The sequence below is a fragment of the Nonlabens xylanidelens genome (assembly GCF_002934445.1).
Lineage (GTDB): Bacteria > Bacteroidota > Bacteroidia > Flavobacteriales > Flavobacteriaceae > Nonlabens > Nonlabens xylanidelens.
Genome location: NZ_PTJE01000002.1, coordinates 188,609 through 215,031, shown reverse-complemented (window position 1 = coordinate 215,031; position 26,423 = coordinate 188,609). Strand labels below are relative to the sequence as shown.

Here is a 26,423-nt window from a genome sequence, read left to right as displayed (position 1 = left end):
TTTCTTACTTTTGCTAGACTTAAATTGAACATTAAAGAACATTTATGAATCTTCACGAATATCAAGGAAAAGAAATTCTCGCTAGTTATGGTGTAACTATACAAAGAGGTAAAGTAGCAACAACTGCAGACGAGGCAGTAGCTGCTGCAAAAGAATTAACTGAAGAAACTGGTACTGGATGGCACGTTATCAAAGCACAAGTACACGCAGGTGGACGTGGTAAAGGTGGTGGTGTAAAGCTAGCAAAAAACCTTGATCAAGTAAAAGAAATCTCTGGACAGATTATAGGAATGGACCTTGTTACTCCTCAGACTACGGCTGAAGGTAAAAGAGTTCACCAAGTTCTTGTTGCAGAAGATGTATACGAACCAGGAGAGGCAGAAATAGAAGAATTCTATATGTCTGTACTTTTAGATCGTGGACAAGGTAAAAATATGATCATGTATTCTACAGAAGGTGGAATGGATATAGAAACTGTAGCTGAGGAAACTCCGCATTTAATCTTTACAGAAACTATCGATCCTGCACATGGTCTTCAAGGTTTTCAAGCAAGACGTATTGCTTTTAACTTAGGATTAAGCGGTAAAGCGTTTAAAGAAATGACAAAGTTTGTTAACTCTTTATACAATGCTTACTTAGGGTCAGATTCTGCTTTGTTTGAAATCAACCCAGTTCTTAAAGCTTCTAATAATACTATCATCGCAGTAGATTGTAAAATCACTCTAGATGAAAATGCTTTATTCCGTCACAAAGATCTTGAGGCATTAAGAGATGTTAGAGAAGAAAATGCAACAGAAGTAGAAGCTAGAGAGGTAGGATTAAACTACGTAGATCTAGATGGTAACGTAGGTTGTATGGTAAATGGTGCTGGACTTGCTATGGCAACAATGGACCTTATCAAGCAAGCTGGTGGAGAACCTGCAAACTTCTTAGATGTAGGTGGTACTGCAGATGCTAAACGTGTTGAAGAGGCTTTCCGTATCATTCTTAAAGATGATAAAGTAGAGGCTATTCTTGTAAACATCTTTGGTGGTATTGTAAGATGTGACCGTGTAGCGCAAGGTATCGTAGATGCTTATAAAAATATGGGTGATGCTATGAATGTACCATTGATCGTGAGATTACAAGGTACTAATGCAGAAATCGCTAAGGAATTAATAGACAACAGTGGTATGGATGTACAAAGTGCTGTTGAATTTCAAGAAGCTGCAGATAAAGTACAGGCTGTACTAGCTAAGTAATTATCATATAGATATTATTAAAAATCCCCTTAAAGCGATAGCCTTAAGGGGATTTTTTATGCGTTCTAATCATTTAAGAAAATTACTAGCTATTTAATAGTGTCATCTTGTTTTCTATTTATCAATGCTTTTCTAGACATATAGATAGTAATGATTCCGGTTATGGTGATAGGAACACCCATAAAGAACATCATACCCATATATTGTTTCCAATTGAAGTATTCTAATTGAAAATTGATATTACTCATGTAAAAAAGGCTACCTAATAAAAAACTAACTAGAATTATGATCAGTAAAGCTTTTCTATAATGTTTTTTATTCTCCATTTTAGAATTAGTTTTTCCAAATATAATAAAAAGAGATCTTTTTTTTTTTAATAATTTTTAGAGGTTTTCTTCAACTTTTTTAAGATCGTCAGCGGTTATTTCTGGTAACGCATCAGGGTCTGACATGTCTCTATCAGAATAGTCTTCTTCGTCAAAGGATTCCATTTGCATGGATAAGCGTTTTGAAATCTTTACGAGATACTTGGTATCTTCTGTAAGAACTTCTACAGCTTCTATGGTTTCATATTTATGATTCTTAAAAGTAATCACATCGTCATCACCATAGCCATCAGGGTATTTCTCTACAAGTAAAGCAAGAAGCTCTGGAGTTAGTTTTTTATAATCAACAATAATATTTCTCATTACCATATCATTTTAGGTAAATCTAAATTATATCATTTTTGATAATTTACTAAGCTGTAAAATGAAGTTATTGTTAAACTTTACAGCAGGCTGAAACTTTTGATAACATCTATTTCTGGTACTGTCTGGTCGGTTATAAAAGAACCTATTGTGTCTATAAGAACAAAACGTATCTCGCCATTTACATTCTTTTTATCATGAGTCATTAACTCTAGCATGTTCTCAATATCCTGCGGGCTAAAGTTAAGATTCATTTTCAGACTTTTATACCAGTCTCCAATTTCGGCAAAATCCGTGTCAGACAGGCCTGCGTGTAAATTACTTAGGTAAGATTCTAGATACAGTCCAGCTGCAATCGCCTCTCCATGTAATAGAGAGTCATGACTGTCGCTCGATAAACAGAAAGATTCTATAGCGTGACCTATAGTATGACCATAATTAAGTGCTTTGCGTGGTCCTTTTTCAAAAGGGTCGCTTTTTACTACATCACTTTTAATAACTGCACTTTGATGAATAAGTTTATCAAACGTTACAGAATAATAATCTGCACCTACGTCTTTCATGTTTTTCCAGTAATCACGGTCTGCAATGAGTCCGTGTTTAAACATCTCGATAGAACCATTGAGCAACTGTCTATTATCCAGAGTATTTAAATAAGTAGAATCTATTAAAGTCATAACTGGTGGTACAATAACACCTATTTGATTTTTAAGATGTCCTATGTCCACACCATTTTTTCCACCTATAGCTGCATCTACCATTCCTAAAACAGTAGTAGGTATGTGAATAAAAGAAATTCCTCTTTTAATAGTTGCGGCTATAAAACCACCTAGATCTGTAATGACGCCACCACCTAAGTTAATCATTAGACTATTTCTATCGCAACCCAGTTCTATCATTGCGTTCCATACACCAGTGCATGTTTCTATGTTTTTAAATTCTTCACCAGCATCTACTTCTATGATTTCTATACGTGCTTCAGTTTCTATTTGAGGCATTAAAACCGGATAGCAATTTTGCATCGTATTCTCGTCTACAAGAATAAAAATACAGCTAGGTTTCTTCTTTGCTATAAATTTATTGAGTTGTATATAAGATTCTTCCTTAAAATGTATGCTGTAAGATGAGTTTGTTATAGAATTCATTAAATGATAGTATTGTGATATTGTGGTGATTCCGCTTTCGCGAAAGCGAAATATAAATAATTATTTAATCTCTTTACTAAGAATTATCAAAAGTACCATCTATATGATTAACTAAATCGATTTCGGAATTATATTTGCCACATGAATGAAAATCCTTTTAACAATACGGCAAATGCCTTTTCTTTAAAATCTGATAAAGATCTAAAGAAAGCACATTTTATATTCAGTTCTATGTCAAAACCCTGGTTAGTGAATTTGGGTTCTAAGGCTACCATGCTTGCCTTAAAATGGCACTTACCTGTAAAAGGTATTATACGAGATACTGTTTTTCAACAATTTTGCGGTGGTACGACAGACGAAGAGTGTATGCCTTTAGTTGGTAAAATGTTTGAAAAAGGGGTGAGTTCAATATTAGATTATTCTGTAGAAGGAAAAGAGAACGAGGCCGATTTTGACGCAGTGGTAGGGAAGAAGCTTACCTTAATTCATATGGCTAGTGAGAATAATGCCTTACCCTTTGAAGTAGTAAAGCCTACTGGAATAGGACGTTTTTACATATGGCAAAAAATAACAGAGAATCAAGTACTAACTCCAGATGAACAAGCCGAGTGGGAGCGCATATATAATCGAGTAGATTTATTGTGTAAAACAGCGGTGGATAATGATATTTCTTTACTTTTTGACGGTGAAGAAACATGGATGCAGGATGCAGCAGATGAGTTGATCGGTGAGATGATGCAAAAATATAACCATGGTAAAGCTTATATCTATAATACGGTGCAGTGTTACCGTCATGATAGATTAGAGTATATTATGGAGCTTTATGAACATGCAAAGGCTCATAATTACATAGTAGGGGCAAAAATAGTACGTGGTGCATATATGGAAAAAGAACGTCATAGAGCTGCTCAGGAAAACTATCCTAGTCCTATTTGTGAAAGTAAAGAAGCAACCGACGAGATGTTTAATAACGTGATGCATTTTATTCTAGATAGACTAGATGTTATTAAATTATGCATAGGTACTCATAATGAGCTGAGTACTTTAAACGCTATGAAGGTGCTCACAGAGAACGAAATTGAACCTAATACTACAGATGTGTGGTTCGGTCAGTTATACGGTATGAGTGATAACTTAACCTTTAATCTTGCGGCTTTGGGTCATAATACGTTTAAGATATTGCCATTCGGTCCTATAGAAGATGTGATGCCTTACTTAATAAGAAGAGCACAAGAAAACACCTCTGTAGCAGGGCAGACTGGTAGAGAGCTTACTTTAATAAAACAAGAAATGAAAAGAAGAGGAATTTCTTAGTCTTAATTCATTTACTGACTAAGAACTTTTTCTACTCTTACAAATCGTTCACAATTTCTAACCCATAAACTAGTGTTTGCTAGTTCTTCTCTACCAGAGATGTGGTAGAAATTACAGGGTATGGTATCGGTATTTGATTTAGAAAAATCTACTTTACCATATTTTAAAATTAGTTGAATGGTAAGTGTATCTAGTTTACGATCGGTTAACATCGTGCGTATTTCTGGAGAGAATCTTATGGCATTCTTTTTACGTATGTCGTTGATAACACGATCTTCTGGTAACCAGGTACATTGTGTGCGTTTTCCTGTTAGAAAAAAGAGTAAGAATACTATTCCTATAGCAAAACCACCACCGTAAAATCCAAGTCTTTGTATAAATTTCATACTTCGTTTAAAAGATCAACAAATTTACGTCGCTATATGGCAAATTATACCATTCACCTACAGATTTATTAGTTACAATACCGTGATATAGATAAATACCACATTTAAGACCTTTATCCATACGTATGGCATGCTCAATACCGCCATCGTCTGCCATGTTGAGTATATACGGTGTGAATATGTTACTTAACGCAATGCTGGCTGTTTTTGAGTATCTAGCGGGAATATTAGGAACACAGTAATGAGTAACGCCTAATTTGTTAAAGGTAGGTTGTGCATGACTGGTAATTTCACTGGTCTCAAAACAACCTCCCATATCTATACTTACATCTATAATTATGGCACCTTTTTTCATGTTTTCTACCATAGGTTGGGATACTACGACTGGTGTTCTATTCTCTCCGCTTAATGCTCCTATGGCAACATCGCAACGTCTTAATGCTTTAGAAAGATACTTAGGCTGTATAGTAGATGTGTAAAGCTGCTGGCTTATATTATTTTGTACGTTACGTAACTTAGATATAGAATTATCAAATAATTTTACACTAGCGCCTAATCCTAAGGCAGTTCTAGCAGCAAATTCTCCTACTACACCAGCACCCAGTATTACGACGTCTACGGGCGGAACACCTGTAATATTGCCAAAGAGATGACCTGTACTATTTTCTCCTGTAGATAAAAGCTCTGACGCTAGAAGAATCGAGGCGATACCAGATATTTCACTTAATGCATTAACTGCAGTAAATCTGCCTTCATCATCTGTTATAAATTCATAGGCTAGAGCCGTTATCTTCTTTTCAGCTAATTTATTAAAGTAATTTTGATCGCGTGTTTTTAATTGTAAAGCAGATATTAAAACCGTTTGCGGTTTCATTAATTTTATTTCTTCTAGAGATGGAGGTGCTACCTTTAAAATAGTAGGGCAGGAGAATACTTTTGCGGTATCTGTAGTGATTTTTGCTCCGGCGTTGCTATAATCTTTGTCAGAGAAATTACTAGCAGTTCCAGCTCCTTTTTCTATAATAATACGATGTCCATGTGCACAAATAGCGGCAACGGCATCAGGAGTTAAGCATATTCTTTTTTCTTGATGTTGCGTTTCCTTCGGTATACCTATAAACAACTCCTTTTTAGTACGCTTAATTTCAAGACGTTCTTCCTGCGGTATGAGTTGGTCCTTAGTAAAAGGTGTAGAGATAGTAGGCATGAGAATAAATTATTTATTATTTGAACCAGCGATCACTAGGTTTTTTGACACTTTCTTCTATTTCACTTATATCGATACCATGTATTTTATCGAATATTTTTAAACGAGCTAAATATGTTAAGGATAGAGAAAAAATAACAACTGGGACTACAAAGTAAAGTTCTCCAGAGTCAATAAAACTATTAGCAGAGACAAAAAGGGTGTATAATTGAAATGTATACAGACTAATAGGTATTAAAATGGTGTGATACCACCAGTGTTTACAAGTGAAAAACCATATTAATAATAGTAATAACGGGACGATTTTTTGAAATAATATCCAAGACGCCATTAATTGGTTTTCTTCAAATGAGGTTGATAATGCTTTAAATAAAGATGTTTCCCATAACCAATCTGGTAATGCTTCATAATAATAAAATACATATGGTAAGGTAGCCATAACTATAGCAATAACACTGCCTAAGGTTAATGCATGTTTTTTATTAGAAGGCATTCGGCTATTTGTCATAAGAGGTATATTAAAAAAGCTCACTGCAAGTAAATGTAGTGAGCTTTTTATTTAATAACAAATAAATTTTAACCGTGAACTGGCGGTTTAAATTTTGCCATCATTTTTCTTTCGATTTTTTTACTTTTAGTTTCTTTGGTAGTTTCAGGTTGAAACTGTACCGCTGCACCAGCTAGAGAAACACTGAAAATTGCTAATAATGCTAGCGCTTTGATTGACTTGTTGTTCATAATGTAAGGTTTAAGTAAATAAGTGACAGCAATTTACAAACGATATCCAAAAAGGTAATAGCATTTTTTTGTTTTTTCGTTCAATCACTTTTTTATTCTATCTAACACCTATTTTAGACAAAAGGAATAGTTAATTACTTACGAAAGTTACATTGTTTTAACAGTTTTTTAATTAATAAAAGTGATTTCTCTAGTCTCAGGGTCTAATATATTTATTTTTACCTTCTGATAATCAGATAATAATGAAATCGATATTTCTGGCCATTCGATCAGACAAAATGCATCATTTTCTAGATAATCTTCAAAACCGATATCAAACAATTGATTAGTATTTTCTATTCGATATAAATCAAAATGATAAATTTTATTTTCTCTTCCAGAGTGCTGATTAACGATACTAAAGGTCGGAGAGGTGATTTCTCCCTCTACACCTAGCTCTCGACAAACGGATTTTATCAATGTAGTTTTACCTGCTCCCATAGGTGCGTCAAATAAAATTACTTTTGATTTTGATCTTTTTAAAATCTCTCGTGCGATACGATCTATTTCTTCTAATTTATATTTCATTTTCTTCTATCTAGGTTCATAAACAGCAAACGGTATTAACATCTCTTCTAGTGATACACCACCATGCTGATAAGTGTTTCTATAATAACTTACATAATGGTTATAGTTATTAGGGTAGGCAAAGAATAAATCACCCTTAGCAAAAATGAAACTGCTGCTCATATTTATTTTAGGTAGTTTGATAGAGCTAGGGTCTGTTGCGGCTAGTACGTCTTTTGATTCATAGGATAAACTACGACCTGTTTTATACCTTAAATTCAAACTTGTATTCTTATCACCTATAACTTTGCTAGGTGACGTTACATTAATAGTACCGTGGTCGGTAGTAAGAATAAGTTTAAAACCTAATTCTTGTCCTCTCTGTATAATATCTAGTAGGGGAGAGTTTTTAAACCAGCTCAATGTTAATGAGCGGTAACTCTTATCATTACTTGCTAACTCTTTAATTACTTCCATCTCTGTTTTAGAATGAGATAGCATGTCTACAAAATTATAAACGACCACAGTTAGGTCGTTGTCTTTTTGAGACTTAAAGTTATCTGCTAGTTTGCGACCATTGTTTTCATTAGTTATTTTGTGGTATTGGTGCTTAATGTTTAAGCCTAGTCTTTTTAATTGTGCGATAAGAAAAGCGTTCTCATGCATGTTTTTTCCGCCATCATCTGTATCGTCTAGCCATAAGTCTGGATGACGTTTTTTCATGTCTTCTGGCATCAATCCAGAAAAAATAGCATTTCTAGCATATTGAGTAGCAGTAGGTAGAATAGAACAGTAGGCTTCCTCTTCCAGTTTTTTGTAATGGTTATTAATTAAATTTTCAAAAACCTTAAATTGATCATACCTCAGGTTATCTACTACTACCAGTAAAACCGGCTCTTTTTCTTTAAGATGTGGAACAACTCTCTTTTTAAATAAATCATGACTCAAGGTAGGGTTACTCTCATGACCATCAAACCAGTCTGGATAGTTCTTATCAATAAATTTACAGAACTGCTGATTTGCCTCGTTCTTCTGAGCAGTTAGTATGTCGAACATTCCAGAATCATCTACATCTTCCAGTTCTATTTCCCAATAAATTAATCTTTGATACAATTGTACCCATTCTTCATAACTATTAATCATGGACATGTCCATAGCTATCTTACGGAATTCTCTCTGGTAGTCGCTGGTTGTTTTATCGTTAACCAGTCTAGAATGATCTAGATTCTTCTTAACGGCAAGTAATATTTGATTAGGGTTTACAGGCTTAATCAAATAATCTGCAATTTTAGAACCTATTGCTTCTTCCATGATATATTCTTCTTCACTTTTAGTGATCATGATGACAGGAAGTTGCGCTTGCTTCTCTTTTATTTCATGTAAAGTCTCCAATCCAGTAAGACCAGGCATATTTTCATCTAGAAAAATTAAATCATATCTATTTTCTTCTATCGCTTCTAATGCTTCAGTACCACTGACTCTTGTGTCTATAGTATATCCTTTTTTCTCTAAAAATATTATATGAGGTTTGAGTAAATCAACTTCATCGTCTACCCATAGTATTTTGATCTCTGCCATATCATTATATTTGTGTTTAAATAGCTGTTCCTTTGAAACTACAGAACAAACTTAAAATATTAAACGATCCTATTTACGGATTTATTTCGATTCCTTCAGAAGAGATCTTTAAAATAGTAGAGCATCCCTACTTTCAGCGCTTGCGCAGGATAACACAAATGGGGTTAAGTTACTTGGTTTATCCAGGTGCGCACCATACTAGATTTCATCATGCACTGGGCTGTATGCATCTTATGCAAAAAGCAGTACAAGTACTTAGATCTAAGTCTGTTGAGATATCAGATGCAGAGGAAGACGCGCTCTATAAAGCCATTTTATTGCATGACATAGGACATGGTCCATTTTCTCACGCACTAGAATATCAAATAGTTAATGGTGTCACTCATGAAGAATTGTCGTCCTATTTCATGAATCATTTGAATAATGAATTTAACGGTAGTTTAACTCTTGCTATTCAAATATTTAAGGGAGAATATCATCGTCCTTTTATGTTAGAATTAATTTCTAGTCAGCTAGACATGGATAGGCTAGACTATCTCAAAAGGGATAGTTTTTATACAGGTGTTGCCGAGGGTAATATAAATAGCCAGCGATTAATTACCATGTTAAACGTTGTGAATGACCAGTTAGTGGTAGAAGAAAAGGGACTTTATAGTGTAGAGAACTTTTTATCAGGACGTAGATTGATGTACTGGCAGGTGTATCTTCACAAGACAGGTATAGGAGCAGAGCATTTATTACAATCTGTTATTAAACGTATCAAAGAATTGATAGAAAAGAATATACCGGTAGAGCTGCCTAAAAATCTAGAATACTTCATTAAAACGGATCAGGTAGATTTTGTAAATAATACAAATGATCTAGAAAGATTTGCTTCACTTGATGATTCTGATATTATTGCAACATTGAAATTGGGTAAAGATCATGAAGATTTTGTTCTTAGTGAACTTTGCCATATGATTTTAAACAGACAATTGTTAAAAATTAAATTCAGTAATAAGCCTATTTCAGAAAACAAGGTTGCTAAACATCTTAAAAACCTGATGTCCTATCGCAATCTTTCTGCGCATGAAGCGTCTTATTTTGTTTTCTCTGGTGTTGTTGTTAATCTCGCTTACGCGAAAGCGAAACCTATTCAAATATTAAATAAAAAAGGAAAATTGACAGAATTAATCAAGGCTGGTAAAGAAGATAGCTTTAAAGCATTACTTAAAGAAGTAAGAAAATATTACTGTTGCTATCCTAAGCTACAAGATTGATATAAATTAGTACTTTTGCGGTAATGAAATTTAACATTAAACAAATAGCCGAAATCCTTGAAGGAACTATTGAAGGTGATTCAAGTGTAGAGGTCAGTAAACTGTCCAAAATAGAAGAAGGTACCACCGGTAGTTTGAGCTTTTTATCAAATGCAAAGTATACACCTTACTTATATACGACAGAAGCGAGTGCAGTAATAGTTAATAAAGACTTTATTGTAGAGCAACCTGTATCATGTTCTTTGATAAGGGTGGAGGACTCCTATAATGCATTTTCAAAACTTTTAGAGTTTTACCAAATGGCCAAAATGAATAAACAAGGCATTGAACAACCTAGTTTTATTGATGAAACGGTAACTTATGGTGATGGCTTGTATCTTGCGGCTTTTAGCTATGTAGGCGTAAATGTCAAAATCGGTGATAATGTAAAGATATTTTCTAACGTTAATATAGGTAGCAACGTGACTATAGGTGATAATTCTATTATCCATGCAGGTGCAAACATTATGTCTGACACAGTAATGGGTAAGAATGTGGTGATAAATTCAGGTTGCGTTATAGGCGCAGATGGTTTTGGTTTCGCACCTAATAAAGATGGTACTTTTAAAAAAGTACCTCAAATAGGGAATGTTGTTTTAGAAGATAACGTAGACGTGGGTGCTCTTACTACTATAGATAGAGCTACTTTAGGAAGTACTATTATAAAAGCAGGTGTAAAGCTGGATAATCAAATTCAGGTAGCGCACAATGTAGAGATAGGTGAGAATACAGTGATCGCAGCACAAACCGGTATAGCAGGTTCTACTAAAATAGGTAAGAATTGTAAAATAGGTGGTCAGGTAGGTATAGCTGGACACATAGTTATAGAAGACTTTGTAAATATACAGGCGCAAAGCGGTATAGGCAGAAGATTAAAAGAAGGAGAGACCGTACAAGGTTCGCCAGCATTTGATTTTGGTGACTGGAATAGGTCATACGTTTTATTTAAGAATTTTAGAAAAATAGAATCAAGAATTTCAACTCTTGAAAAAAAATAATAGCATAAATGACGGTAACAGAATTTAAGCAGACCACGATTAAAAATGAAGTGACCTTATCTGGTGTAGGATTGCACACAGGTAAAGAAGTAACGTTAGTTTTTAAGGCAGCCCCAGAGAATCATGGTTATGCATTTCAACGTGTAGATCTAGAAGGAAGTCCCATTATTGAAGCATCTGCAGCATACGTGACAGATACTAAAAGAGGTACTACACTAGATAAAAGAGGTGTGCAAATAAACACTTGTGAACATGTACTGGCGGCATTAGTAGGTCTAGAAATAGATAACTGTTTAATAGAGATAGACAGTAGTGAACCACCTATTATGGATGGTTCTTCAAAATTCTTTATTGAAGCTCTAGAAAAAGCAGGTAAAATTGAACAAGAGCAATTTAGAGAAGAATATGTAATCAAAGACATCATCTCTTATAAAGATGAAGAGACTGGGAGCGAGATCATGATCATGCCTTCAGACTCTTACCAGATTACAGCTATGGTTGATTTTGGTACTAAAGTATTAGGTACTCAAAATGCGACTCTAAATAAAATTTCAGATTTTAAAGAAGAAATCTCTAGTTCTAGAACATTTAGTTTTCTTCATGAAATAGAAATGCTTTTAGAACATGGTCTTATAAAAGGTGGCGATCTTAACAATGCTATCGTTTATGTTGATAAAGAACTTTCTGAAAAAACTACGGAGAGCCTTAAAAAAGCATTTAATAAAGATAACATTACCATTAGACCTAATGGAATTCTAGATAACCTAGAACTGCATCATCCTAATGAAGCGGCACGTCATAAATTACTTGATGTGATAGGTGATCTTGCTCTTACAGGTTATAGAATTAGAGGAAAGGTTATAGCTACTAAACCTGGACATTTTGTGAATACTCAATTTGCCAAAAAGTTAGCTAAAATCATTAAAAAAGATATTAAAGATAACGTGCCACAAGTGGATATTAATCAAGAGCCACTTATGGATGTTGTAAAAATAATGGAGGTTTTACCACATAGACCACCATTTCTTTTAATCGATAAGATTTTTGAACTATCAGACAGTCATGTTGTAGGTTTAAAAAATGTAACGATGAATGAGCCATTCTTCGTAGGACACTTTCCAGGGCAACCAGTTATGCCAGGTGTTCTTATTGTAGAAGCAATGGCGCAAACTGGTGGTATTTTAGTTTTAAGTACCGTTCCGGATCCAGAAAATTATTTAACTTTTTTCATGAAAATGGATAATGTTAAGTTTAAAAGAAAAGTATCTCCTGGAGATACACTTATATTTAAATGTGATTTAATATCCCCTATAAGAAGAGGAATATGTCACATGCAAGCTTATGCTTATGCAAATGGTATTCTTTGTGCCGAGGCTGAGTTGATGGCACAAATTTCAAAAGTTAAATAATGAATCAACCACTAGCATACGTACATCCAGGCGCTAAAATCGCCAAAAATGTAGTCATAGAGCCTTTTACTACCATTCATAACGATGTAGTTATAGGTGAAGGTACATGGATAGGATCAAACGTAACCATCATGGAAGGTGCACGTATTGGGAAAAATGTAAGTATTTTTCCTGGTGCCGTAATAAGTGCCATTCCTCAAGATAAGAAGTTTGAAGATGAAGATACAGTAACAATAATAGGTGATAACACAACCATAAGAGAGTGTGTTACTATTAATAGAGGTACTTCAGATAGAATGAAAACCGTAATCGGTAAAAATTGTTGGATTATGGCATATTGCCATATTGCTCATGATTGTATCGTAGGTGATAACTGTATATTTTCTAACAACAGTACTCTAGCAGGACATATTACTGTAGGAGACTATGTTGTATTAGCAGGTATGGCAGCAGTGCAACAATTCTGTCAGATAGGTAGTCATGCCTTTGTAACAGGTGGTTCTTTGGTACGTAAAGATGTACCACCATTTGTAAAAGCAGGTCGTGAACCTTTAAGTTATGTGGGTATCAATTCTGTAGGATTGCGTAGAAGAGGATTTGACCTTGAAAAAATACGCGAAATTCAAGATATTTACAGAATTTTATATCAAAAAAATTATAACGTCTCCCAAGGTGTAGAAATCATTGAGGCAGAGATGAGCGCAACTCCAGAGCGTGATGAAATATTAGAATTTATTAAAAATACAAAGCGAGGTATCATGAGAGGATACATCAGCAAACAATAAGATATGGCAAGTACAAGCGACATTAGAAAAGGATTATGTATTCATTATAATCACGATATTTTTAAAATCATTGAATTTCTTCATGTAAAACCTGGAAAAGGACCTGCATTTGTAAGAACAAAGTTAAAATCTATTACTACAGGAAAAGTTATTGATAATACTTTTTCTGCAGGACATAAGATTGAAGATATACGTGTAGAAACACAAGCTTTTCAATTTCTTTATCAAGATCAAGAAGGATATCACTTCATGAATACAGAGACTTATGAGCAAATACAGCTTCAAGAATCTGTACTAGATGCACCTGGTTTACTTAAAGAAGGTGAGGTTGTTAAAATTCAAATCAATACAGAAGATGATTCTCCATTATCTGTAGACATGCCTCAATATGTAGTGTTGGAAGTAACAGCTACAGAGCCTGGTTTAAAAGGTAACACAGCTACTAATGCATCAAAACCTGCAACAGTAGAAACTGGAGCAGAGGTTATGGTACCACTTTTTATCAACGAAGGTGACATCATTAGAATTGATACTGAAAAAGGGAACTATCACGAAAGAATGAAAAAATAAGTGAAGTTCGCTAAAACATATCCGCTTTCTGAAATCGCTACAATCATCGATTGTAAATACGTCGGTGATGCTTCATTTCCTGTTCAAGGTATGAATGAAATTCACGTGGTTACAGCTGGTGATATTGTTTTTGTGGATCACCCTAAATACTATGATAAGGCGCTAGAAAGTGCGGCTACCATAGTATTAATTAATAAAGAGGTAGACTGTCCCGACGGTAAGGCTTTACTTATATCAGACGATCCGTTTAGAGATTTTAATAAGTTAACACAATATTTTGCTCCTTTTTCCGCTTTCGCGAAAGCGGAATCCAATCCACCTATTATAGGAGAAGGAACGATTGTGCAGCCTAATGCCTTTTTAGGTAACGATGTTGTAGTAGGTAAAAACTGTATCATACACAGTAATGTGTCGATAAATGATAGATGTATTATAGGAGATAATGTTATTATACATTCTGGAACAGTTTTAGGAGCAGATGCTTTCTATTACAAGCGAAGACCAGAAGGTTATGATAAACTACTAAGTAATGGACGCGTGGTCATAGATGATCATGTTGAAATAGGTGGTTTATGTACTATAGATCGTGGTGTCAGTGGTGATACTACTATAGGTTATGGAAGTAAAATCGATAACCAAGTACATATAGGTCATGATACCGTATTAGGTAAGCATGTTCTAGTAGCCAGTCAGACCGGTATTTCTGGTTGTGTGGTGATAGAAGATGAAGTCAAAATATGGGGTCAGGTAGGTATACGTAGTGACATACGATTAGGCAAAGGATGCGAGATAATGGCACAAAGTGGTGTCTCAAAAGATGTTCAACCAGGTGATGTACTTTTCGGCTCACCAGCTTCAAATGCTAAAGTAAAGTTTAGAGAGCTGGCTGCTATAAGAATGTTACCTAACTTTATCAAAAATAAATAGATGTCAGCAGCAGCTAAGAAAATAGTAAAAGGCTTTTTAGATTCAGATGTTTTTGTAGATCCCAAAGAATTTGGCGAATTCATACATCCAGATTTTATCATGCACTGGCACGCCAGTTCTGGATATAGAGAATTTGATTATAAAGATTATCTAAGACTTACAGAAGCAGTATCTTCTTCTTATGTAAGTACAAGATCTGAGGTGTCACATTTGTTAAGTGAAAAGGACGAAGTAGTGGCTCGATTTACAGTGTTCGTAAAAACACTAGAAAATCCTCAAGAAGAAATACCAGTAGGCTATTTTATCTCTATCTTTAGGCTTTCAGAAAATAAAATCATAGAAGTATACCAGACTAGTCATACTAGTTAATAAAATATAAATAGAAACTCAACTTAAATATATATAAATGAGCGTTTTAGTAAACAAAGATTCTAAAATAATAGTACAAGGTTTCACTGGTAGTGAAGGTACATTCCACGCAGGTCAGATGATCGACTATGGAACGAATGTAGTAGGTGGTGTTACTCCAGGTAAAGGAGGACAGGAACACTTAGGAAAACCAGTTTTTAACACCGTACAAGAAGCTGTTGAGAAAGCAGGAGCAGATGTAACAATCATCTTTGTACCACCAGCTTTTGCAGCTGATGCTATTAAAGAAGCTGCTGATGCAGGAATTAAAGTAATTATTACAATTACTGAAGGTATTCCAGTAGCAGATATGGTTAAAGCTGCAGATTATATTAAAGATAAAAATTGTCGTTTAGTAGGTCCTAACTGTCCAGGTGTAATTACTCCAGGTGAAGCAAAAGTAGGTATCATGCCAGGTTTTGTATTCAAAAAAGGAAAAGTAGGTATCGTTTCTAAATCAGGTACACTTACTTATGAAGCATCTGACCAGGTTGTAAAACAAGGTTATGGTATTTCTACTGCTATAGGTATAGGTGGTGACCCAATCATAGGTACTACGACTAAAGAAGCTGTAGAGCTTTTCATGAATGACCCAGAAACTGAAGCTATCGTTATGATAGGTGAAATAGGTGGACAGTTAGAAGCTGATGCTGCAAAATGGATCAAAGAAACTGGTAACAAAAAACCTGTTATAGGTTTTATCGCTGGTGAAACTGCTCCTGCAGGTCGTACTATGGGACACGCTGGTGCTATAGTAGGTGGTTCTGAAGATACTGCTCAAGCTAAAAAAGCTATTATGAAAGAATGTGGAATCCACGTAGTAGATTCTCCAGCTGAAATAGGTAAAAAAGTTGCTGAAGTTTTAGCATAAATTTTATTGAGCCAGAATAATTATTATTCATTTCGTGGATAATAATTATTTTGGCTTTTTATATTAAACCAACTACTTATGAAATTATTAGAAGGTAAAAACGTAATCATTACCGGTGCCAGTCGTGGTATAGGTAAAGGGATTGCACAAGTATTTGCACAACATGGCGCAAATATAGCTTTCACATATGCCAGTTCTGAAGGTCCAGCTCTAGAATTAGAAAAAGAACTTACTGCGGCTGGTGTAAAGGCAAAAGCGTACAAAAGTAACGCTGCCGATTTTACACAATCTCAAGAATTAGTAGATGCTGTTAGTAAGGATTTTGATAGTATAGATGTACTTATCAATAACGCAGGTATCACTAAGGATAATTTATTAATGAGAATTAGTGAAGACGACTTTGATAAAGTGATAGAAGTAAATCTTAAGTCTGTTTTTAACATGACTAAAGCTGTACAACGTACCATGTTAAAGCAACGTAAAGGTAGCATTATTAACATGAGTAGTGTAGTAGGTGTTAAAGGTAATGCTGGACAGACTAACTATGCTGCCAGTAAAGCTGGTATCATAGGTTTTAGTAAATCTGTAGCACTAGAATTAGGTTCTCGTAATATACGTTGTAACTCGATAGCCCCAGGATTTATAGAAACTGAAATGACTGGTGCTCTTAATGAAGAAACAGTACAAAGCTGGAGAGATGCCATTCCACTTAAACGTGGTGGTACTCCAGAAGACGTTGCAAACGCTTGTGTTTTTCTAGCTAGTGATTTATCTGCATACGTTACAGGTCAGACACTTAACGTGGATGGCGGAATGCTAACATAATAAAAGAATTATTTCATGACCGTAATTTTAATGATTATTGCTGCAGTAGTAGCTGCCTTAATAGCTCTTTTTCAATACGGTTACATAAGTAAGACTAAGAATACTAAGAAAAAACCGTGGTTTGCGTTATTGCGCTTTCTCACGGTTTTTTGTATTCTATTGCTATTTATTGCCCCTCGATTTGACTCAAAAACTTATGAGTCTTTATTACCACAACTTATCGTTATGGTAGACGATTCTAAATCTGTAGATTATTTAGAAGCTAAAAGCACCATTAAAAATGATCTCGATCTATTACTAGAAAATGAAGATCTACAATCTAAATTTGATATTCAGGTTTTCCAATTTTCTGAAGATATAAAACCCATAGACTCCTTAGGATTTAATAAGGCTGATACCGATTTAGGTAAAGCTATTACACAACCACAAGAACTATTCAAAAATAGAAATAAAGCTATAGTGGTACTTACCGATGGTAACCAGACTACCGGTAACAGCTATGAATACTCTAAGTTAGATGCTAAGACTAGTTTATATCCTATTATTTACGGTGATACCACCCAATATGCCGATTTACAAATTACCAACATAAACGTTAATAGATATTCTTATCTAGATAACGAGTTCCCAGTAGAGGTGTTTATCTCTTATCAAGGAAATGAAAATGTGACACGCAATTTTACCATTACTCAAGGCAATAAGACCTTATATAAAGAGTCGTTTAACTTTGATGCTACGCACAGGTCTGCTATTGCTAGTTTTAATTTGACCAGTACTTCAGTAGGTACACAGTCTATGGTTGCTGCCATTGCAACACTATCTAGTGAAAAAAATACTAAGAATAATTACCGCAGCTTTGCCGTAGAGGTGATCGATCAACAAACTAATGTGTTGATATTAAGTGATATCATGCATCCTGATATCGGTAATTTAAAAAAGGCTATTGAGTCTAACCAGCAACGTAAAGTGACTATTAAAAACACATCTCAATCTTATGATCTTAATGATTATAATTTGGTTGTGATGTATGGTGTAGGTTCCGCTTTCGCGAAAGCGTACTCACAACAAGCTGCATTGAATAAAAATACTTGGGTAATTACTGGACCAGATCCAGATTTAGGTTATCTCAATGCTAATAATAAAGCATTTCAAATAGAAACAGATAACGAGTATGATGACGCACAACCTATACTCAATGATTCTTACGCAACATTTAATTTAGATCAACTCAATTTTGAAGATTATCCACCTGTGGCGGTACCATTCGGTGATATTAAATTTAATACTAATATAGATGTTCTTTTCTATAAGCAAATAGGTAGTATTGCGACTACACAACCTATATGGTTTACGTATGAAAATGGAGAAACTAAACATGCGGTGACTCTAGCAAGTGGGTTATGGAGGTGGAGAGCTCAAAGCTTTTTAAATAATAAAGACTTTAAAAACTTTGATGATCTTGTGAGCAGTCAGGTGCAATACCTTGCGAGTAATAAAAAACGCAATAGACTAGAGGTTACTTATGAGACATTTTACTATCAAAATAAAGCGATAGAAATTAATGCTCAATACCTAGATAAAAACTATGAGTTTGAAGATAATGGAATCTTAAATATAGTTTTAAAAAATAAGGAATCTAAAGAAAGTGTCACAAGACCATTTGTATTGAGTGGTAACTCGTACTCGGTAGATTTAAGTGGTTTAAATGCTGGTGATTACACATTTACGGTAAAAGTAGAAAATGATCAATTATCTAGGTCGGGCTCTTTCAGTATTCTAGAATACGATATAGAAAAACAACAAGTAAATGCTAGCGATGCTGGTATGAAAAAATTAGTCGGTCCGTCTAACGTAATGTATCAAGGACAAGTTAATCAGTTAATTAATAAATTAAATAACGACCCTTTATTACAAACCATCGAGAGAGCAACGATTAAACAGAGCAGCCTTATAGACTGGCAGTACTTACTAGGTATTATCCTATTATTGCTCGGTTTAGAATGGTTTTTAAGAAAATATAACGGATTAGTTTAAAAAAATAGAATTATGGAAAAATTACCCAAGGCAGTAGTGTTTGCATTAGCAGGCGTTGTATTACTTATTATCGTCATTATTAAAAGTTCGGTAGTAATAGAATCTGGGCAGGCAGGAGTTTTGTTTCAAACTTTAAATAGTGGTATCGATAGAGAGAATACTTATGGCGAAGGTTTTCATATCATTGCCCCATGGAATGATATGATTATTTATCCAGTAAGACAACTTTCTGTTTCTGATCAAATGAAAGTTCTATCTGTAAATGGACTAGAAGTAACGGTAGATGCAACGGTATGGTATAAGCCAGAGTATTCAAAATTACCTTATTTACATCAAGAAAAGGGTCGTACTTACAAAGACGATATCTTAATACCAGGTATAAGTGCTGCTGCAAGAAGTGTGGTAGGACGTTACACACCAGAACAATTATACTCTAGTAAGCGCGATGTGATACAAAACGAAATTCTAGAAGAAGTACAAAATAAACTAGCTTCTCAATACATAATAGTAAGTGAAGTTCTCGTAAAGGACGTTACTTTACCAATTAAAATTAAGGCAGCTATTGAGCGTAAACTAGAACAAGAACAAGAAGCATTAGAATACGAGTTCAGACTTGCTAGAGCAACAAAAGAAGCTCAAAGACAAAAAATTGATGCCGAAGGTAAAGCGGTTGCAAACAAAATTTTAAGCGCCTCTTTAACAGATAAGATTCTTACAGAAAAAGGAATCGAGGCAACTTTAAAACTAGCTGAATCTCCTAACTCCAAAGTAGTTGTTGTAGGTGGTGGCGAAAGCGGTGGTTTACCTATTATTTTAGGGAATCAGTAACAGATATTATTAAATTTTAAAAGCGCAAATCTTATGATTTGCGCTTTTTTTATTTCTAATAGATTGATTGTGAAATGATTTCTTATCTTTAAAAACAATTAAACAACCACCATGTCTAGATTTTTCCTTTTAGTTCTTATTACGTTCGGATTTCAATTTACACAATCTCAGTGTATACCAGCAACTCAATTTGAGTACTCAAATTTTACAGGTACTTCTGTCCAATTGAACTGGCAGAGTACTGGATCAGCCACATTATGGGAAGTTGAATTCGGTGTTGCTCCCTATACACAAGGTTCTGGCGGAGTTATAATTGCCACAGCGGCAAACAATATGATTATATCAGGTTTAACTCCTGGTGTTCAATATGAATTTTATGTGAGATCTATTTGCGGTAGTGAGTCGTCTACATTTGTTGGTCCATTATTAGTTCCTGGAAATTATAATTCTATCTCAGGAAATGTTTCTTATGACATTGATTTGAATGGCTGTACGACTTCAGATCCTGGAGCTACCGGTTTACTAATTACTGCTACAGATGCTTCTTCAGGAATTGATTTTTATGCGGTTACTGATGTAAATGGTGATTATACACTTTACGTTCCTGATGGTATATTCAATGTAAGCAGTGTGTTTTTAAATTCCAGTATTTCGGCTTTACCAGCGTCTGCAACCATTAATTTTCCTAATGCTACAAATAGTGCTACACAAGACTTTTGTTTAACACCTACAGCTATAGAGGAAGATATTGCGGTAAGTATTATACCATTGTTTCAAGCAAGACCAGGATTTGATGTTAGTTATGAAATTACAGTAATGAACCAAGGAACAGTACCTGTTTCAGATGCTCTTCTATTTACTTATCCTAACGATGTAATGAATCTATTGACAGCCGTTCCTTCGGTTACCGCTTCAACCGCAAATAGTTTGAGCTGGGATTATTCTTTACAGCCTTTACAAAGCTTAACCTATGAAATAAGTTTCAATTTAAATCCGCCTACGCATCCTACTTTTCCGCTTAATGGAGGAGATGTTATAAATTTCAGCGCATCGACTTATCTTACTGGAGCAGACGTGAATTTATTAAATAATACGGATCAATTGTATCAAACCCTTGTGAACAGCTACGATCCTAATGATAAAACTTGTCTACAAGGCAACACGATCGGGCCAGATATGATAGGCGAGTACTTGGATTATATGATACGTTTTGAGAATACAGGAACGGCAAGCGCTATTAACGTAAGAGTTAAAGATGTCATCGATACCTCTAAGTTTGATATAGACAGTTTTGTGCCGCTTAGCTCCAGTCATGAGTATTATGCGAGTATTACAAACGGTAACGAAATAGAGTTTCACTTTGACGACATCAATTTAGATTTTAATGATGCGACAAATGATGGTTATGTTTTATTTAAAATCAAAACATTGAGTTCTTTAACAGTAGGCGATAGCTTTGATAATACAGCCGAAATCTATTTTGACTTCAACTTTCCTATAATCACGAATACAGAGACAGTAACTATTTCAAATACCGCAAGTGTGGATGAACATTCTGAAAATAGCATCTTACTATCTCCTAATCCATCTCAAGACTTTATAAGTCTTGATGCTTCTTTCACGATTAATTCGCTTGTGATATATGATGTCCAAGGAAGGCTGCAATCTCAATATGATGAGTCAACAACTGATTTTGAAGCACCTATTTCTATTGCAAAATTAAATCAAGGTGTTTATTTTCTTGTTGTAAAAAGCGATCAAGGTCAGGAAACCTTGAAGTTTATTAAGAAATAAAGATTGTTTGGGTTGTGAAGTTAAAGCACTTGGATTATCAACAAGCAACGTGTCAAACCCTTTTCGTTAGTAGCAAGCTACTTAACTTTTTTCCCTTCATCTGAAGGGAAATACTGTATTTAGATATTTTTATAATTACCTCCTGAAATTAATCAATCATAAATACATTTTTAATTTTTACTAAGTCGAGCGCATCTGTGATACGTTTGAACTATCTGAGCATTTGCAATGCGCATTGCTGCAAGTAATAAAAGAGCTTTACAAAATGTTCTAAGGAATGAAGCCTTGAATCTGTTTGCAAAGTAATTTTCAGCTTCAACTTCAACTTAAGTTTAGGTTTAAGTTTAAATTTATCTACGACCCATAAATACGAGTATCAGCAATACCTACGATCACCCATTTGTCGTCTATAAAAAACAGCGTGAACTTATTTGTTCCTATGTGGGATAGAAATTCATTATAATAGAACTCATAGGTAGCGGTAACGGTCGCTATTTGAGAATCGCTGTCATAACTAAGCTCGATAAGTCGCTCTTCAAATGGAATGCTGTCTGGTATTGCGGCTAGATTTTTTAAGAAAAGAGAGGTTCCTGTAGTACTTATTTTACGTTCTTCTCCTTTTATGGTCATAGACGTGAGTTGGATATCTAGAAGCATCGATTCTTTCAATGCGCTAGTATCGCGGGCATGAAAATTCTTAAAAAAGCTTTTTACGGCATCTACAGCGGTAGGTGTTTTTATTTCTTCTTTAATTTCTACTTGTGTAGTGTCTTGTGGTACAGTTTGTTGAGAGTTAGCTTTCGCGAAAGCGAGAACGAAAACAATAATAAATAGATGTCTCATAATCTTACAATTTAATTGAGCTGTAATATTAGTACTTTTGCTACACTTAAAACAAGTTTTATGTCTACTGCAAAGAAGCAATATAAAAGAGTGACTGTAAAATCACTTACTGAAATGAAAGCAAACAACGAGAAGATCTCGATGTTAACGGCTTATGACTATACCATGGCAAAGATTATCGATAGTGCTGGTATAGATGTTATTCTGGTAGGTGATAGTGCGAGTAATGTAATGGCTGGACATGAGACTACGTTACCTATAACGCTGGACCAGATGATTTATCATGCGAGTAGTGTGGTGAGAGCTGTGGAGCGTGCACTGGTTGTGGTAGATTTACCATTCGGTAGTTATCAAAGTGACCCAAAAGAGGCTTTACGTAGTGCGATACGTATTATGAAAGAGAGTGGTGGCCATAGTGTGAAGTTAGAAGGTGGTAGCGAGGTAAAAGAATCTATTAAACGTATTCTACATGCTGGTATACCGGTTATGGGACATCTAGGTCTAACGCCACAATCTATTTATAAATTTGGTACGTATACGGTAAGAGCTAAAGAAGCTGAAGAGGCTGAAAAACTAGTACAAGACGCGCTAGCGTTAGAAAGATGGGGTTGTTTTGCTCTAGTACTAGAAAAAGTACCTGCTGCACTTGCACAAAAGGTTGCAGAGCAGCTTACTATTCCTGTAATAGGTATAGGGGCAGGCGCTGGTGTAGATGGACAGGTTCTTGTATCTCACGACATGTTCGGTATGACACATGAGTTTAACCCACGTTTTTTACGACGCTATTTAAATCTTTATGAAGAGATGGGTAATGCTGTTGCTAATTACGTTAAGGATGTTAAGGCTGTAGATTTTCCTAATGATGAGGAGCAGTATTAAGGAATTTAATTACTACGAACTTTAAATAGTTGATATATAAAAAGGCTGAAAACTATACGGTATAGTTTTCAGCCTTTTTAAGTTTGTACTTAATCAGATATTTTTCTATTTATTATTTATACAGAATGAATAGTCGAAAAATGTAAAGGGTTAATATTAATAAAAAGGGTCGATATGTTTCTTATTACGCTGACTGTACCAGACTATTAATAAGATGATAACAATGATTACAAATAGAACTAAAAGCATGATCATAAAAGTCTCTACTGTATTAGAAGATTTACTAGCTTTATTAATGAAACTATTTCCTACAGCCATGCTAGAAGGGATGTATATCTGGTAACCTAGGGTTTCATTTACTTTATTTACTTGTTTTGAATATTCCTTAAATTCAGATGGGTTGATATGGTCTTTTTTGTACTTCAATAAGTAGGTAAGGTCTATTTCGTTTTTACGCTTGTTATATTTTACATCCCATTTATAGTCAAAAGCAGTACAGTTAAATTCTTCTTGCTCGTTATTCACATCCCATCTAGAGCCTAATATCACTTTGATTTTATGTTGCTTAGTTGATGGGTAATATAAATCTAAAGGATCATTGCGCTCTTCCTTATTAGGAGTATATAAAATACCTTCTATGCTAGAAGGTGTAAAATGTGCCATGATGTAGCCATCTTTTTCTGGCATAGGTCTCCATAGACTATCGATCTTGTATTCTTCGGTTACTTCAAATTTATTGAGCTCTAAATCGTCTTTAAACTCTGGTTTTTTAGTAGACTCAATATTGTAATAATAGTTAGAATAATAGTTTTTATATTCTTTGGTTATCGTATTGATACTATTGTTTTTAAAGTATCCTCGCATAGCATCTGCCTCATAGTCATAGAAGACAGTTTTAATTTTTAAAGTAGCTCCTTTGCCAGTTTCTTCTAGTTCATAGACATCATAAACCTCTACTGTGTTCTTAGAATGACTCGTAATTTGATCTAAGTCTGTGTTTTCTGGTTTAATAACCAGTCCATACTGGTAATCTGGGAAATGTGTTTTATCATAAACACCACCTTGATTGCTTATGGTAGGGTCATAATATAAATCTGTTCCTGCAGCATCAATAACTTTTACTACACAGTGATCAAAGAAAATAGGTGATGGAAGAAACTCTGTGATAGATTGCTTTAAAAAACTACTAACTAACATAGGGTAGGCTTCTATTCCCATTTCATTGAGCATAGAAGACATGAGTAAACTTTTATCTTTACAGTCACCAAAGCGCTGCTCAATGACCTGATTAGGCATAAAAGGTTTATAGGCTCCTATACCGTCTTCAAGACCTAGATACCTGATATCATCTTGAACAAAATTTAAAGTAGCAGCTATTTTCTCTCCATCAGTAGAATTTTCTTGTTTGATGTTATTAATTGTTTTTAATAATTCTTTATTTGGTTTTTCTTTTAAGGTAAAAGTATCGATTCCCCATTTTACCACGTCTTTCCATGAATCATAATCACTAACAATTACTAGTTGGTAATCTATTTTCCAGTTAGGACTGTAATCTTCATAAGTAACTGTTTTTGTGTTCTCATTATTCCAGTGGTATTTTTTTAAACCATTAACAGTAGTGATTTGTGGCTCACTAGGGTTGTTGATACCTTTAATATGTAACTCATTTTCTGATAGTAATGTGATAGACATTTTACCTATAGGTTCATAACTATTGAGGTAATAAGAGTCAGAAAATTTGTTTTTATGAATAGGGTTAAAACCTTTAATAGTATAACTGTATTCCACTATATCATCTGACCTAACGTCAGAAATATTCATAACGGCAGACATTGTACCGTCGTACATATAATTTTCTGCATCAGATTCACGGCGCATTAATTGAAAATTATCTGGCTTTAATTTATCGATAACTTCTCCATCTCTAAGGACTTTTATAGAATGGAATTTTAAGGTTTGATACTTAGGGTCATAACTTACATTTATGGTAGATGCTTGTTGTACGCCTACATTTTCAAATATTTTAGTAGCATATTTTGTGTAGGACTCTTGTTTAGGTATGTTTACTTGATGATCGTAAATTAAGGTTAAGGTTCCTTGATTTAAATCATCATAATTAACATCTGGAGTAGGGCTGTAAGTTACTTTTTCTAGCCAGTTGGGTGCGATTCCCGTTTCTACTTGAGCTATTGAGAATAAAGCTGTAAGTAAAAAGGCAATGGATAAGGTAATGGTTTTCACTAAGGTTGGTTTTGGTTGGTAACAAATGTAAAATATAATTCTATACTATTTTAAGAGATATAAACCGCTTTTAAAATAGATATTAAGGTAAGAATCTAGCATGTTCATTAATTATGAATTATAACCTTCATAATGTTTTAAAAACTTCGGCGAGTTCGTTTACAAGATCAATCGAAGATATTTTGAAGACAGACTCTTTGAAAGAGTAGTTATTGCTAACATTACAGGGTTATGATATTTAACGGATATACAGTTAAAATAATTAAACTCAGTAAATAATAGCAGTAAAAACAAATGAAATCTACCTAATTTCTCACAAATACACTTCTATAATCGATATCATAATTATTTATCTTGCCGTAGGAAAATCTTTTTTAGTATCAAGATTAAAATAAATAATAAATGCGTTGCACTTATGGGTTGAACTCAGCATACTTTAAAAGAAATAATCAATAGAATTACATTGTTCGGTCTTAATGACAAAATTCAATCGAACAACAAAGAATTTGAAATCCAGCAACTCTTGGTGAGACTTTATTCTGAATATTTGAATTTAGAAGCAGAATTTGACGGAGAACCATCTTTTGATTATGATATCATAAAGAAAAATGTTGAGGCAAATCTCCCTGATTTTGATTGGTATCATTCTGTTCAAGAATCACATAAAATCCTGCCAGATACTTCTTTAGTAACAGGAGATGCCATTAACGACTTAACAGATATAATTAAAGATCTACTAGAAGTAAAATGGTGTTTTGAAAATACTACTCAAAAGAACGCTATATGGGTTTTCTGTAATTTAATGCAAATTCACTCTGAGCAACATTTTGTAGATCTTCTGAAATACTTAAAAGACAAAAAAGGCTAAT

The 26,423-nt window shown here is 34.3% G+C and carries 27 protein-coding genes; 16 read left to right on the top strand and 11 right to left on the bottom strand.

All coding sequences use genetic code 11. The annotated features are described in order from the left end of the window. Positions 1 to 44: 44 nt before the first annotated feature. Entirely contained in the window at positions 45 to 1,241 is a 1,197-nt protein-coding gene (gene sucC / locus LY01_RS06080) for an ADP-forming succinate--CoA ligase subunit beta (RefSeq protein ID WP_104514939.1), read from the top strand. Positions 1,242 to 1,330: 89 nt separating this feature from the next. On the opposite strand, the gene LY01_RS06075 is transcribed toward sucC, so the two are convergent. From LY01_RS06075 to aroB, 3 genes are all read right to left on the bottom strand, one after another. Next, positions 1,331 to 1,567, bottom strand: a complete 237-nt coding sequence (locus LY01_RS06075) for an L-rhamnose/proton symporter RhaT (RefSeq protein ID WP_104514938.1) — start codon at positions 1,565 to 1,567, stop codon at positions 1,331 to 1,333. A 57-nt stretch (positions 1,568 to 1,624) separates the two neighbouring features. Then, positions 1,625 to 1,930 carry a hypothetical protein gene (locus LY01_RS06070; RefSeq protein WP_104514937.1) on the bottom strand — a complete coding sequence of 102 codons (306 nt, stop codon included), beginning with the start codon at positions 1,928 to 1,930 and terminating at the stop codon, positions 1,625 to 1,627. A gap of 80 nt (positions 1,931 to 2,010) precedes the next feature. Further along, positions 2,011 to 3,075 carry a 3-dehydroquinate synthase gene (aroB, locus tag LY01_RS06065; protein ID WP_104514936.1) on the bottom strand — a complete coding sequence of 355 codons (1,065 nt, stop codon included), beginning with the start codon at positions 3,073 to 3,075 and terminating at the stop codon, positions 2,011 to 2,013. A 141-nt stretch (positions 3,076 to 3,216) separates the two neighbouring features. On the opposite strand from aroB, the gene LY01_RS06060 reads away from it, so the two are divergent. Further along, a complete protein-coding gene (locus tag LY01_RS06060; RefSeq protein ID WP_104514935.1) occupies positions 3,217 to 4,389 on the top strand; it encodes a proline dehydrogenase family protein in 1,173 nt (390 codons plus the stop codon). Positions 4,390 to 4,400: 11 nt separating this feature from the next. On the opposite strand, the gene LY01_RS06055 is transcribed toward LY01_RS06060, so the two are convergent. From LY01_RS06055 to porX, 6 genes are all read right to left on the bottom strand, one after another. After that, on the bottom strand, positions 4,401 to 4,775 hold the full coding sequence (locus LY01_RS06055; RefSeq protein ID WP_104514934.1) for a hypothetical protein: 375 nt from the start codon (positions 4,773 to 4,775) through the stop codon (positions 4,401 to 4,403). A 7-nt stretch (positions 4,776 to 4,782) separates the two neighbouring features. Further along, positions 4,783 to 5,982 carry an alanine dehydrogenase gene (locus tag LY01_RS06050; RefSeq protein WP_104514933.1) on the bottom strand — a complete coding sequence of 400 codons (1,200 nt, stop codon included), beginning with the start codon at positions 5,980 to 5,982 and terminating at the stop codon, positions 4,783 to 4,785. A gap of 16 nt (positions 5,983 to 5,998) precedes the next feature. Next, a complete protein-coding gene (locus tag LY01_RS06045) occupies positions 5,999 to 6,490 on the bottom strand; it encodes a hypothetical protein (protein WP_211289279.1) in 492 nt (163 codons plus the stop codon). A gap of 68 nt (positions 6,491 to 6,558) precedes the next feature. Beyond that, positions 6,559 to 6,720 carry a hypothetical protein gene (locus tag LY01_RS15100; protein ID WP_170034529.1) on the bottom strand — a complete coding sequence of 54 codons (162 nt, stop codon included), beginning with the start codon at positions 6,718 to 6,720 and terminating at the stop codon, positions 6,559 to 6,561. 168 nt (positions 6,721 to 6,888) lie between these two features. Next, entirely contained in the window at positions 6,889 to 7,287 is a 399-nt protein-coding gene (gene tsaE / locus LY01_RS06040; protein ID WP_104514931.1) for a tRNA (adenosine(37)-N6)-threonylcarbamoyltransferase complex ATPase subunit type 1 TsaE, read from the bottom strand. A 6-nt stretch (positions 7,288 to 7,293) separates the two neighbouring features. After that, positions 7,294 to 8,844, bottom strand: a complete 1,551-nt coding sequence (gene porX / locus LY01_RS06035; protein ID WP_104514930.1) for a T9SS response regulator signal transducer PorX — start codon at positions 8,842 to 8,844, stop codon at positions 7,294 to 7,296. A 32-nt stretch (positions 8,845 to 8,876) separates the two neighbouring features. On the opposite strand from porX, the gene LY01_RS06030 reads away from it, so the two are divergent. The 12 genes from LY01_RS06030 to LY01_RS05975 all read left to right on the top strand — a co-directional run bounded on the left by LY01_RS06030 (position 8,877) and on the right by LY01_RS05975 (position 21,591). Then, positions 8,877 to 10,103 carry an HD domain-containing protein gene (locus tag LY01_RS06030; protein ID WP_104514929.1) on the top strand — a complete coding sequence of 409 codons (1,227 nt, stop codon included), beginning with the start codon at positions 8,877 to 8,879 and terminating at the stop codon, positions 10,101 to 10,103. A gap of 23 nt (positions 10,104 to 10,126) precedes the next feature. Continuing rightward, a complete protein-coding gene (gene lpxD, locus LY01_RS06025; protein WP_104514928.1) occupies positions 10,127 to 11,140 on the top strand; it encodes a UDP-3-O-(3-hydroxymyristoyl)glucosamine N-acyltransferase in 1,014 nt (337 codons plus the stop codon). Between the two features lie 8 nt (positions 11,141 to 11,148). After that, positions 11,149 to 12,549: a bifunctional UDP-3-O-[3-hydroxymyristoyl] N-acetylglucosamine deacetylase/3-hydroxyacyl-ACP dehydratase gene (locus tag LY01_RS06020; protein ID WP_104514927.1), complete on the top strand. Its 1,401-nt coding sequence runs from the start codon at positions 11,149 to 11,151 to the stop codon at positions 12,547 to 12,549. Beyond that, a complete protein-coding gene (lpxA, locus tag LY01_RS06015; protein ID WP_104514926.1) occupies positions 12,549 to 13,334 on the top strand; it encodes an acyl-ACP--UDP-N-acetylglucosamine O-acyltransferase in 786 nt (261 codons plus the stop codon). Before LY01_RS06020 ends, lpxA begins: the two co-directional genes overlap by 1 nt. A 3-nt stretch (positions 13,335 to 13,337) precedes the next feature. Further along, a complete protein-coding gene (gene efp / locus LY01_RS06010; RefSeq protein ID WP_104514925.1) occupies positions 13,338 to 13,904 on the top strand; it encodes an elongation factor P in 567 nt (188 codons plus the stop codon). Next, positions 13,905 to 14,831 (top strand): UDP-3-O-(3-hydroxymyristoyl)glucosamine N-acyltransferase, encoded by a 927-nt coding sequence (locus tag LY01_RS06005; RefSeq protein ID WP_104514924.1) that lies wholly within the window; start codon positions 13,905 to 13,907, stop codon positions 14,829 to 14,831. Further along, entirely contained in the window at positions 14,832 to 15,200 is a 369-nt protein-coding gene (locus LY01_RS06000; RefSeq protein WP_104514923.1) for a nuclear transport factor 2 family protein, read from the top strand. Between the two features lie 37 nt (positions 15,201 to 15,237). Further along, complete coding sequence (gene sucD / locus LY01_RS05995; RefSeq protein WP_104514922.1) at positions 15,238 to 16,110, top strand: succinate--CoA ligase subunit alpha; 873 nt, start codon at positions 15,238 to 15,240, stop codon at positions 16,108 to 16,110. Positions 16,111 to 16,188: 78 nt separating this feature from the next. Then, positions 16,189 to 16,935, top strand: coding sequence for a 3-oxoacyl-[acyl-carrier-protein] reductase (gene fabG / locus LY01_RS05990; RefSeq protein WP_104514921.1), 747 nt, complete (start codon positions 16,189 to 16,191; stop codon positions 16,933 to 16,935). Positions 16,936 to 16,950: 15 nt separating this feature from the next. Continuing rightward, positions 16,951 to 18,969 carry a hypothetical protein gene (locus tag LY01_RS05985; protein WP_104514920.1) on the top strand — a complete coding sequence of 673 codons (2,019 nt, stop codon included), beginning with the start codon at positions 16,951 to 16,953 and terminating at the stop codon, positions 18,967 to 18,969. A gap of 12 nt (positions 18,970 to 18,981) precedes the next feature. Then, complete coding sequence (locus tag LY01_RS05980; protein WP_104514919.1) at positions 18,982 to 19,797, top strand: prohibitin family protein; 816 nt, start codon at positions 18,982 to 18,984, stop codon at positions 19,795 to 19,797. A gap of 111 nt (positions 19,798 to 19,908) precedes the next feature. Continuing rightward, entirely contained in the window at positions 19,909 to 21,591 is a 1,683-nt protein-coding gene (locus LY01_RS05975; RefSeq protein WP_104514918.1) for a DUF7619 domain-containing protein, read from the top strand. Between the two features lie 354 nt (positions 21,592 to 21,945). On the opposite strand, the gene LY01_RS05970 is transcribed toward LY01_RS05975, so the two are convergent. After that, complete coding sequence (locus LY01_RS05970) at positions 21,946 to 22,434, bottom strand: hypothetical protein (RefSeq protein ID WP_104514917.1); 489 nt, start codon at positions 22,432 to 22,434, stop codon at positions 21,946 to 21,948. A gap of 60 nt (positions 22,435 to 22,494) precedes the next feature. Here LY01_RS05970 and panB point away from each other — a divergent pair, with 60 nt between their 5' ends. Next, entirely contained in the window at positions 22,495 to 23,313 is an 819-nt protein-coding gene (gene panB / locus LY01_RS05965) for a 3-methyl-2-oxobutanoate hydroxymethyltransferase (RefSeq protein ID WP_104514916.1), read from the top strand. A 156-nt stretch (positions 23,314 to 23,469) separates the two neighbouring features. Here panB and LY01_RS05960 read toward each other — a convergent pair whose 3' ends face one another. After that, positions 23,470 to 25,554 carry a DUF3857 domain-containing transglutaminase family protein gene (locus tag LY01_RS05960; protein ID WP_170034527.1) on the bottom strand — a complete coding sequence of 695 codons (2,085 nt, stop codon included), beginning with the start codon at positions 25,552 to 25,554 and terminating at the stop codon, positions 23,470 to 23,472. Positions 25,555 to 26,101: 547 nt separating this feature from the next. Between LY01_RS05960 and LY01_RS05955 the strand changes: the two genes are divergently transcribed. Then, positions 26,102 to 26,422 carry a DUF5063 domain-containing protein gene (locus LY01_RS05955; RefSeq protein ID WP_245890647.1) on the top strand — a complete coding sequence of 107 codons (321 nt, stop codon included), beginning with the start codon at positions 26,102 to 26,104 and terminating at the stop codon, positions 26,420 to 26,422. Position 26,423: the final 1 nt, after the last annotated feature.